The organism is Actibacterium sp. MT2.3-13A, assembly GCF_018139985.1.
GTDB lineage: Bacteria > Pseudomonadota > Alphaproteobacteria > Rhodobacterales > Rhodobacteraceae > JAGSOU01.
Genome location: NZ_JAGSOU010000037.1, coordinates 1 through 9,780 on the forward strand (window position 1 = coordinate 1; position 9,780 = coordinate 9,780).

The 9,780-nt window shown below is 68.4% G+C and carries 8 protein-coding genes and 2 pseudogenes; 3 read left to right on the top strand and 7 right to left on the bottom strand.

Annotated features, from left to right (window positions below; all coding sequences use genetic code 11):
• Positions 1 to 96 (top strand): annotated as a pseudogene (locus tag KCI33_RS18005) (ferredoxin--NADP reductase); the annotation flags it as partial.
• Between the two features lie 73 nt (positions 97 to 169).
• Here KCI33_RS18005 and KCI33_RS17660 read toward each other — a convergent pair.
• Complete coding sequence (locus KCI33_RS17660) at positions 170 to 970, bottom strand: hypothetical protein (RefSeq protein ID WP_212526124.1); 801 nt, start codon at positions 968 to 970, stop codon at positions 170 to 172.
• Positions 971 to 1,158: 188 nt separating this feature from the next.
• On the opposite strand from KCI33_RS17660, the gene infC reads away from it, so the two are divergent.
• The gene (gene infC, locus KCI33_RS17665; RefSeq protein ID WP_212526131.1) at positions 1,159 to 1,704 is read left to right on the top strand and encodes a translation initiation factor IF-3; all 546 of its coding nucleotides are present in this window, start codon (positions 1,159 to 1,161) and stop codon (positions 1,702 to 1,704) included.
• A gap of 96 nt (positions 1,705 to 1,800) precedes the next feature.
• On the opposite strand, the gene KCI33_RS17670 is transcribed toward infC, so the two are convergent.
• The 6 genes from KCI33_RS17670 to KCI33_RS17695 all read right to left on the bottom strand — a co-directional run bounded on the left by KCI33_RS17670 (position 1,801) and on the right by KCI33_RS17695 (position 9,507).
• Positions 1,801 to 2,589 (bottom strand): xanthine dehydrogenase family protein subunit M, encoded by a 789-nt coding sequence (locus KCI33_RS17670; protein ID WP_212526125.1) that lies wholly within the window; start codon positions 2,587 to 2,589, stop codon positions 1,801 to 1,803.
• Between the two features lie 13 nt (positions 2,590 to 2,602).
• Positions 2,603 to 4,969: a xanthine dehydrogenase family protein molybdopterin-binding subunit gene (locus KCI33_RS17675; protein ID WP_212526126.1), complete on the bottom strand. Its 2,367-nt coding sequence runs from the start codon at positions 4,967 to 4,969 to the stop codon at positions 2,603 to 2,605.
• 41 nt (positions 4,970 to 5,010) lie between these two features.
• Positions 5,011 to 5,493 carry a (2Fe-2S)-binding protein gene (locus tag KCI33_RS17680; RefSeq protein ID WP_212526127.1) on the bottom strand — a complete coding sequence of 161 codons (483 nt, stop codon included), beginning with the start codon at positions 5,491 to 5,493 and terminating at the stop codon, positions 5,011 to 5,013.
• A gap of 80 nt (positions 5,494 to 5,573) precedes the next feature.
• Entirely contained in the window at positions 5,574 to 6,560 is a 987-nt protein-coding gene (locus KCI33_RS17685) for an XdhC/CoxI family protein (RefSeq protein WP_212526128.1), read from the bottom strand.
• A gap of 763 nt (positions 6,561 to 7,323) precedes the next feature.
• Positions 7,324 to 8,574 carry a VWA domain-containing protein gene (locus KCI33_RS17690; RefSeq protein ID WP_212526129.1) on the bottom strand — a complete coding sequence of 417 codons (1,251 nt, stop codon included), beginning with the start codon at positions 8,572 to 8,574 and terminating at the stop codon, positions 7,324 to 7,326.
• 6 nt (positions 8,575 to 8,580) lie between these two features.
• Positions 8,581 to 9,507, bottom strand: a complete 927-nt coding sequence (locus tag KCI33_RS17695) for a MoxR family ATPase (protein ID WP_212526130.1) — start codon at positions 9,505 to 9,507, stop codon at positions 8,581 to 8,583.
• A 138-nt stretch (positions 9,508 to 9,645) separates the two neighbouring features.
• Here KCI33_RS17695 and KCI33_RS18010 point away from each other — a divergent pair.
• Positions 9,646 to 9,780 (top strand): annotated as a pseudogene (locus KCI33_RS18010) (acyl-CoA dehydrogenase); the annotation flags it as partial.

Genomic DNA, 9,780 nt, shown 5'->3' on the forward strand with positions numbered 1-9,780 from the left:
CTGGAGATCAAGGCCCTGCTGGAGGGCTACGGGCTGCGCGAGGGCGCCAATTCCGACCCCGCGGAATATGTGGTCGAGAAGGCCTTCGTGGACTGAGGCCGCCAGCGCCTGAGAAAAGACAGCGCCGCGCGGTCGCCCGCGCGGCGTTTTTTCGTGGCCGGGGATGCGATCAGAGCCCCAGCGCCTCTTTCACCTGAAGCACGACGCCCCGCACCATGCCGGGGTTGGTCCGGGCATTTTCGACCGCGGCCGAAAGCGAGGATTTCACCGTCCCGGGCAGATCGGCCTCGGCGATCATCCGCAGCACGGCGCCGGCATCGAAGCTTTCGGGTTGCAGCGCCGCGGGCAGGCCGGAGATGTCGATCGCCGGGGCGGCCGGGACCAGCGCCGGCGCCTGCGCCTTGAGCCCCAGCGCCTCCTTCACCTGCAGGGCCACGGCCTGCACCATGTCGGGATTGGTCGCCGCGTTGCGGACCGAAGCGGAGAGCGAGCTTTTCACCGTGTCGGCAAGATCGGAGGCGGCGATCATCGCGAGAACCGCCTCGCCGTCGAAACTTTCGGGTTGCAGCGCCGCGGGCAGGCCGGCGAGGCTCGTCGCCGGGCGGGAGGCGACCAGCCTGGCGACGGCGGCCTCGACCGCCGGGTCGGGCTGCGCCGCCGGAGCGGGCGCGGCGGCCTCGGCGGGCGCGGGGGTCTCTGCTGCCGGTGCGGCGGCGGCGGATTCCTCGGCCGCCGGCGCGGGCACGGCTTCGGGTTGGGCGGCCGGAGCCGGTGCGGGCGCGCCGGCCTCTTCGGCGGCGGGCGCCGCGGCGGCGGTTTCTTCAGCCACGGCGGCGGCATCCTCGGTGGCTTGCGCCACGGGCTCATCCGGCTGAAGCCCCTGGTAGATGGCATAGCCGAAAATCCCGAAGGCATAGAGCACCACGGCCAGCATCAGCAGGGCCGACACGATGTTGAGGAGTCGTTGCATCTTTCCGTCCTTTTTTCCCAATCGGCGCCGAAAGCGCCGAAAACATACATGCGTCGCGGCGCAGAAAACACGAAGGCCGCGCCGCGCGCAACGCGCCGCACTGACGCGCCCACGAATCCGGGTTGAAACGAGCCGTCCCCAAGTCTATTTTGCCAGCCATTCTCTAGAATTGCAGAAGGAACGACACCATAGCCCGCAGACCTCACAACGCGCCCCCCACGCGCGACACTGGCCCCCGCGTCAACGCACGTATCCGGGCCCCCGAAATCCGTCTGATCGGCGCCGAAGGCGAAAACATCGGCGTGGTTACCCCGGCGCGCGGCATGGAGTTGGCCGAACAGGCCGGATTGGATCTGGTCGAGATTTCGCCCAACGCGACGCCGCCTGTCTGCAAGATCATGGATTTCGGCAAGTTCAAATACGAACAGCAGAAACGCGAATCCGAAGCGCGCAAGAAGCAGAAGGTGATCGAGGTCAAGGAAGTGAAGTTCCGGCCCAACACCGACACGCATGACTACGAGGTCAAGATGCGCAATGTCGTCAAGTTCCTCGAGAAGGGCGACAAGGTGAAGGTCACGCTGCGATTCCGCGGCCGCGAGATGGCGCACCAGAACCTCGGCCGCGAACTGCTGGAGCGGGTCGCCGAGGACGTCAAGGAGATCGGCAAGGTCGAGAACATGCCGAAAATGGAAGGCCGCCAGATGATCATGATGATCGGGCCGCTGCCGAAGTAAGGCAGAATCCTTCCGAAGGATCTTGCCAAGACTTTTCCGAAAAGTCTTGGCGTCTGGATGAACCCCCGCCGCGTTGCCCGGCGGGGGTTTTTCGTGTCAGCCCGCCGCCGCCACGGCGCGGGCGGTCAGCACCTTGACCAAATGCGCGCGGTATTCCGGCGTGCCGTGCAGATCGCCGATCATGCCATCGGCGCCGACCGACAGCCCGTCGATCGCGCCGGCGCTGAAATCGGACGACAGCGCCGCCTCCGCCTCGGCCCAGCGGAACACGCCGTCCTCCGACGCGCCGGTCACCGCCACGCGAACGCCACCGGCGTATTTCGCCACGAACACCCCCACCAGCGCGAAGCGCGAGGCGGGCTGTTCGAATTTGATGTAGGCGGCCTTTTCCGGCACCGGGAAGCGGACCTCGGTGATGATCTCGCCCTCGTCGAGCGCGGTCTCGAACATTCCCTGGAAATAGTCGTCCGCCGCGATCTTGCGCCTGTCGGTCACGATGGTCGCGCCCGAGCCCAGCGCCGCGGCCGGGTAGCAGGCCGAGGGGTCGTTGTTGGCCAGGCTGCCGCCGATGGTGCCGCGGTTGCGCACCGCCGGGTCGCCGATCTGGCCGGCCAGCGCCGCCAGCGCCGGATAGGCCGTAGCCTCCGCCGCGACGTCGGCATGGGACGTCGCCGCCCCGATGCAGAGCGCGCCGTCATCGGCGACGCAGATCCCCTTAAGCTCGGGGATGGCGGTCAGGCTGACCAGCCGCGACGGCGAGGCGAGGCGCTGTTTCAGCGTCGGGATCAGGGTCTGCCCGCCCGACAGCGCCTGCGCGTCCTCGGCCGACAGCGCCTTGACGGCGTCGGCGATTGTGGTGGGGCGTTCGAAATCGAATGCATACATTTGGCGTCTCTCCTCAGCCCTGCATCGCCGCCCAGACGCGCGAGGGCGTCAGCGGCATGTCGATATGGGTTACGTTGCTGTGGCCCGCGCGTTGCAGCGCGTCCACCACGGCGTTGACCACCGCCGGCGGCGAGCCGATGGCGCCCGCCTCGCCACAGCCCTTGACCCCCAGCGGGTTGTGGGTGCACGGCGTCTGGCAGGAATGGTCGATGGTGAAGCTGGGCAGGTCACCCGCGCGCGGCATGGCGTAGTCCATGTAGCTGCCGGTCAGCAGCTGGCCGCTCTCGTCATAGGCCGCGCCCTCCAGCAGCGCCTGGCCGATACCCTGCCCCAGCCCGCCATGCACCTGGCCGTCGACGATCATCGGGTTGACGATATTGCCGAAATCGTCGGCCGCCGCGAAGGAGCAGATCGTCACCTTGCCGGTGTCGGGATCGACCTCCACCTCGCAGGCATAGGCGCCCGCGGGGTAGGTGAAGTTGCTGGGATCGTAGAAGGCGGTCTCCTCCAGCCCCGGCTCGATCTCCTCGAGCGGGTAGTTGTGCGGCACATAGGCCGCCAGCGTCACGTCGCCCCACGCCACCGACTTGTCGGTGCCCGCCACCGAAAACCGGCCGTCCTTGAGCTCGATGTCGTCGGGGCTGGCCTCCATCAGGTGGGCGGCGATCTTTTTCGCCTTGGCGATGATCTTCTCGGTCGCCCGCACCATCGCGGAGCCGCCCACGGCGAGGCTGCGCGAGCCATAGGTGCCCATGCCCATCGGCGTGTTGGCGGTGTCGCCATGCACGATCTCGACCATGTTCTCGTCGATGCCGATCATGTCCGCCACCACCTGCGCGAAGGAGGTCTCATGCCCCTGCCCGTGGCTGTGCGAACCGGTCATCACCACGAGGCCGCCGGTGGCATTCACCCGCACCGTGGCCGATTCGTAGAGTCCCGCGCGCGCGCCGAGCTGCCCCACCAGCTGCGACGGCGCGATGCCGCAGGCCTCGATGTAGCAGTTCAGGCCGAGGCCGCGCAGCTTTCCGCGCTTGGCGCTCTCCGCGCGCCGCTTGTCGAAACCCGCCACGTCGGCGATCTCCAGCAGCTTGTCGAGCGTGGCGTGGTAATCACCGGTGTCGTATTCCACCGCCACCGGGGTGGCATAGGGGAATTCGGTGATGAAGTTGCGCCGGCGGATCTCCACCGGGTCGATCCCCATCTCGCGCGCCGCCTTGTCGATCACGCGCTCCAGCTGGAAGGTCGCCTCGGGCCGGCCCGCGCCGCGATAGGCATCGACCGGCACGGTATTGGTGAACACCGCCTTCACGTTCACATAGATCAGCGGCGTCTTGTAGTTGCCCGCCATCAGCGTGCCGTGCAGCCAGGTCGGCACCGAGGGCGCGAAGGTGGACAGATACGCCCCCATGTTCGCGTAGGTTTCGGTGCGGATGGCCTGGAAATGCCCCTCCTTGTCCAGCGCCAGTTCGATCTTCGTCACATGGTCGCGGCCATGGGCGTCGGTGATGAAGCTCTCCGAGCGCTGGCAGGTCCATTTCACCGGTCGCCGGAGCTGTTTCGCGGCGAAGGTGCAGAACGCCTCCTCGGCATAATGGAAGATCTTGGAGCCGAAGCCGCCGCCCACGTCGGGCGCCACCACGCGCAGCTTGTGCTCGGGGATGCCGAGGACGAAGGCGCCCATCAGCAGGCGGATCACATGCGGGTTCTGCGAGGTGGTGTAGAGCGTCGAATCGTCGGTGGCGAAATTGTAGTCGCCCACCGCCACCCTAGGCTCCATCGCGTTCGGAACGAGGCGGTTGTTGACCAGCTCCAGCGTGGTGACGTGATGGGCGTTCCTGATCGCCTCGTCCACCGCCGCGCGGTTGTCCTCGACGAAACCCCAGTCGTAGCAGAGGTTGGAGCTGAGATCGTCATGCACCTTGGGCGCGCCGTCGGCCAGCGCCGCCTTCATGTCGATCACCGGGTCCAGTTCGGTGATGTCGACATCCACCATCTCCGCCGCGTCGCGGGCCTGCTCGAAGGTCTCGGCCACAACGACGGCGATGGGGTCGCCGACATGGCGCACCTTGCCCTGGGCGAGCACCGGATGGCCCGGCTCCTGCATCGGCTGGCCGTGACGGTCGGTCACCTGCCAGCCGCAGGGCAACCCGCCCACCCCTTCGAAATCCGCGCCGGTGAAGACGCGGATCACGCCGGGCATGGCCGCGGCGGCGGCGGTGTCCACGCCGTTCAGCCGGCCATGCGCCACCTGCGAGCGCACGAAGCAGGCATGGGCCTGCCCGGGCAGGTTGATGTCGTCGGTGTAGCGGCCCCGACCGGTCAGGAACCGCACGTCCTCGCGCCGCTTTTGGCTGGCGCCGATTCCGTGATCTTTCGGCATGATAATTCCTCCCTGAAAATTGCGGTTGCGGGTTGGCCCGCTTATTCCGCCGCCACGGCGACATCCTGGCCGGATGCGGCCAGGATCGCCTTGACGATGTTGTGATAGCCGGTGCAGCGGCAGATGTTCCCCTCGAGATAGTCGCGGATCTCGGCCTCGGTGGGCTTGGGGTTTTCCGCCAGCAGCGCCGCCGCCGACATCACCATGCCCGGCGTGCAAAAGCCGCATTGCAGGCCGTGATGGTCCTGGAACGCCTGTTGGATGGTGGAAAGCGAGCCGTCGGGGTTGGCCATCCCCTCGATCGTTGTCACCTCGGCACCCTCGGCCTCGGCCGCGAAGATGGTGCAGGATTTGACCGCCTTGCCGTCCACATGGACCACGCAGGCGCCGCACTGGCTGGTGTCGCAGCCGACATGGGTGCCGGTGAGGCCCTGCCCCTCGCGCAGGAACTGCACCAGCAGGGTGCGGCCTTCGACCTCGCCGGAAACGGGCTTGCCGTTCACGGTCATGCTGACCTTCGTCATGGTTCTCCTCCCTGGAAATTTGTGTCGGAGTAAATCACGCGTTTGAGCGTTTGAGAACCGTTGACTTTCGGGAAAGTGGATTATCCTTTCGGGCCGCGCAGACGGAGGGTGATCTGGGCCATGATGGCCAGCGCGATCTCGGCCGGGGACTGGGCCCCGATGTCCAGCCCGACAGGGGCGTTGATGCGGGCGATCTCGGCCTCGGAGAAGCCCGCCTCGGCCAGCCGCGCCACGCGTTTGGCATGCGTCCGGGTCGAGCCCAGGCAGCCGAGATAGAACACCTCCGAACGCAGCGCGGCCCGGATCGCCGGATCGTCGAGCTTCGGATCGTGGGTCAGCGTCACCACCGCGGTGCGGGCATCCAGCCCGTGCGCCGCCAGCGCCTCGTCTGGCCAGTCGGCGACGATGGTCTCGCCGGGGAAGCGCGCGGCCGAGCCGAAGGTCTCGCGCGGGTCGATCAGCGTCGGGTCGTAGCCGGCAAGGCGCGCCATCTGCACCAGCGGCTGGGCGATATGCACCGCGCCGACGATGGCCAGCCGCAGCGGCGGGTTGTGAATCGCGACGAACTCCTCGCCCTCGTAGCCCGATTTGTCGGAGCGCAAGCGCGCCGCGATGGCCGCGCCCAGCGCCGGGTCCGAGGAATCCGTCAGCCGCCGCGCCCCGCTCTCGACGTTCACGACATAGGCGACGGGGCGGCGCGCGGCGCGGGCCGCGACCAGTTCGGCCAGCATGTCCTCGGGAATTGCCCCGCCCACGGGCTCCACCAGCACACGGATGCGACCGCCGCAGGCCAGCCCCACGGCAAAGGCATCCTCGTCGGCCACGCCGAATTCCAGCACGCGGGCCGCGCCGGTCTCCAGCAGGTCCAGCGCCTCGGCCACCACCGCGCCTTCGACGCAGCCCCCCGAGACGGACCCCGCGATCGCACCGCGGCCCGAGATCGCCAGCTGGCTGCCCACCGGTCGCGGCGCGCTGCCCCAGGTCTCGACCACGGTGGCCAGCGCGGCCCCCTGCCCCTCGCGGTGCCAGCGCAGCGCGGTTTCCGGCATGTCGTCATATGTGATCATGGCACTCCCTCCCTGGCGCAGAATATGCGGCGGACGCCCTGGCCGCGCCACCCAAAATGCGCGCGCCCGACGCGAAACCGATGCGCTGAGGGCTGATCGCGGGCCAGCGCCTCCGGCGCGCCGGCGGCGCAAAAAAATAAAACGCCGCGGGAGGGAGGGCCCGCGGCGTTCAGGGTGCCGCGGGTGGGAGGACCCCCGGCGTTCAGGAAGCCGCGTGAGGGAAAGGCACGCGGACATTTGGGAACCTGGCGGGCACGGCCCTCGCTGCGGGACGGACACCGGCACCCTGGCAGGGACCCAGGGTTCATCCGGCGCTTGTCCGACCGCCCTTCGGGAGCGTGCCGCCAACTTCGATTGTGAACATATTCCGATGTGTGAATTATTCAAGCGCAGCCGGCAAGAAATCCCTGCCCCGGACGAGATGCCGCAGATGAAAAGACGCCGTGGGAGGGAGGCCCACGGCGTCCGGTCCAGTGCATGCCCGCGCCAGGGAAAAGCGGCGGCATCTGGGGCCCGATCCGGCGGGAGGGAGGCCCGCCGCATCGGGAAGACAGAAGCTGCGGGAGGGAGAGCCCGGCGCCTCTGGGGTGCGCCGCGTCGGGAAGTACGCGGCGCTGGGAAAAGTGCGATCGGGACGTCGCGGGTCCGCGCATTCCGACTGCATCGTGTATTGTAGATGTATATTTGGGGACGCTCCCCCGCCTTGATCCAGATCAACCGGTAAAAAATTCTTCTGCGGGGCGGCAATTTCGCGGGTCGCAGCCTAAAGGAGCTGCATCAGGCGCGGCTTTTCCCCGGCGTCCGCGGCCGAGGAAACCGCCTCGGCCAGCCCCTCCAGAGAGGCGATGGAATGACCGGCGCGAAAGCAGTCCACATGCGGCAGCATGGCCCGGATACCGGCCGCCCTGGGGGCGAAATTCTCCCAGCGCAGCAAGGGGTTGATCCAGATCACCCGGCGCGCCGACAAATGCAGGCGCTGCATCTCGCGGGTCAGTTCCTCCGGGTCGCCCCGATCCAGCCCGTCGCTGATCAGCAGCACCACCGCGCCCTGCCCCAGCACCCGGCGAGACCAGTCGTTGTTGAACCTATGCAGTGCAGCACCGATCCGCGTGCCGCCCTGCCAGTCCTGCGCCTCCGTCCCGGCCGCCGCCAGCGCCGCATCGACGTCGCGGGTGGCGAGATGCCGGGTAATGTTGGTCAGCCGCGTGCCGAAGGTGAAGGCATGCACCCTGGCCCAGCCCGCGCCCTTGTGATTGGCCACCGCATGCAGGAAATGCAGGGCCATGCGGCTGTATTGCGACATCGAACCGGAAATGTCGCAAAGCACGACGAGGCTCGGCCAGCGCTCGCGCCGGGTCCGCGTCGCGATGCCGCGGATCTCGCCGCCGTGGCGCAGCGCGCTGCGGAAAGTGGCGCGCCAGTCGGGCAGCGGCCCCGGGGAATCGGCGCGCAGGCGGCGCGAGGGCAGCGGTTTGACCGGCAGCGACAGGCGCGCCAGCATGCGCCGCGCCTCGGCGATCTCGGCGGTGCTCATCTGCTCGAAATCGAGGGTCCTCAGCCGCTCCCGCGCGGAGGCCGTGCGCGAGGCGTCGATCTCGATCTCGGCGCCCGCCTCGTCCTGCTCCGGCGCGGGCAGCTCGCGCTGCGCCCCGTCGAGCAGCGCCTCGGCCGCGCGTTTCTCGGCGGATTGCACCTGCCGCTCCTCGGCCACGCCGCGGACGGCGGGCAGCAGCATCGACATCATGTGTTCCAGATAGCGCGGGTCGCGCCAGTAGAGGCGGAAGACCTGCGCGAAGACCTGCCGCTGCTCGGGCCGCGACACGAACACCGCCTGCAGCGTCCAGTAGAAATCCTCGCGTTCGGTGAAGCCCGCCGCGGCCACGGCGCGCACCGCGTCGATCACCTTGCCCGGCCCCACCGGCAACCCCGCCCGGCGCAGGGCGCGGGCGAAATGGGTGATGTTCTGGGCCAGCTTGCCCTCCTCGGGCAGCTCGAGCGGCGGAAGTTCGGCCATGCCGCGCTAGCCCACCGGCCCCAGTTCGGCGCGCACCTCGTCGAGGATGCGCTTGGCCTCCGATCCCTGCAGGCGCTGGATGTCGTCCTGGTATTTCAGGATCGCGCCGATGGTGTCGGCGATGACCTCGGGCGACAGTTCGATCACGTCGAGCGCCAGCAGGCATTTCGCCCAGTCGATGGTCTCGGCCACGCCGGGGCGCTTGAACAGGTCCTCGGTGCGCAGCTTCTGCACGAAGCCCACAACCTCGCGCGACAGTTTCTCCGACGCCTCCGGCGCGCGGGCGTGCAGGATCTCGATCTCGCGGTCGAAGGTGGGATAATCGACCCAGTGATAGAGGCAGCGCCGCTTCAGCGCGTCATGCACCTCGCGGGTGCGGTTCGAGGTCAGGATCACGATCGGCGGGCGCGCGGCGTGGATGGTGCCGATCTCGGGGATGGTCACCTGGTAATCGCTCAGCGCCTCCAGCAGGAACGCCTCGAAGGGCTCGTCGGTGCGGTCGATCTCGTCGATCAGAAGCACCGGCGGGCCGGACACATGCGGGCGCATGGCCTGCAGCAGCGGGCGTTCGATCAGGTAATGTTCGCTGAACAGCTCGTCCTTGAGCGCGATGCGGTCGGCCCCCGCGCCCTCGAACCCCACCGCCTCGGCGGTGCGGATGGCGATCATCTGCTCGGCGAAGTTCCATTCGTAGACCGCGCTGGCCGCGTCCAGCCCCTCGTAGCATTGCAGCCGGATCAGGTCGCGCCCGAGCGCCGCCGCGATGGCCTTGGCGATCTCGGTCTTGCCGGTGCCCGCCTCGCCCTCCAGGAACAGCGGCCGGCCCAGCTTCAGCGCCAGGAAGGTCACCGTGGCCAGGGCCCGGCCGCAGACGTAATCCTGCCCCGCCAACAGGGCCTGCACCTCGTCGATGCCCGAAATATCCTCGCCCATGCGCCCCTCCTCTCGCGCTGCCTGGCTGAAAGCCTAGGCCGGTGCGGCGGGGCGGGCAAGGAATGGTTGCGATGCCCCGATTGCCCCCCGCCCCGGCCCGCGCTATCCCTTGGCGCGCAAATGCACAGGAGACAGGACATGACCGACGCCCCCGCGCTGAAACCGAAAGACGCCCCCGACATGTCGCGCTTTGACTGGGAGGATGCCTTCCGGCTGGAGGACCAGTTGACCGAGGACGAGCGCATGCTGCGCGACGCGGCGCGCGCGTTTGCG

Bases quoted from the DNA above. Each gene is read 5' to 3' on its own strand.
- KCI33_RS17660 (WP_212526124.1), bottom strand. From the start codon at position 970: ATGCAACGACTCCTCAACATCGTGTCGGCCCTGCTGATGCTGGCCGTG.
- KCI33_RS17670 (WP_212526125.1), bottom strand. From the start codon at position 2,589: ATGTATGCATTCGATTTCGAACGCCCCACCACAATCGCCGACGCCGTC.
- KCI33_RS17675 (WP_212526126.1), bottom strand. From the start codon at position 4,969: ATGCCGAAAGATCACGGAATCGGCGCCAGCCAAAAGCGGCGCGAGGAC.
- KCI33_RS17680 (WP_212526127.1), bottom strand. From the start codon at position 5,493: ATGACGAAGGTCAGCATGACCGTGAACGGCAAGCCCGTTTCCGGCGAG.
- KCI33_RS17685 (WP_212526128.1), bottom strand. From the start codon at position 6,560: ATGATCACATATGACGACATGCCGGAAACCGCGCTGCGCTGGCACCGC.
- KCI33_RS17690 (WP_212526129.1), bottom strand. From the start codon at position 8,574: ATGGCCGAACTTCCGCCGCTCGAGCTGCCCGAGGAGGGCAAGCTGGCC.
- KCI33_RS17695 (WP_212526130.1), bottom strand. From the start codon at position 9,507: ATGGGCGAGGATATTTCGGGCATCGACGAGGTGCAGGCCCTGTTGGCG.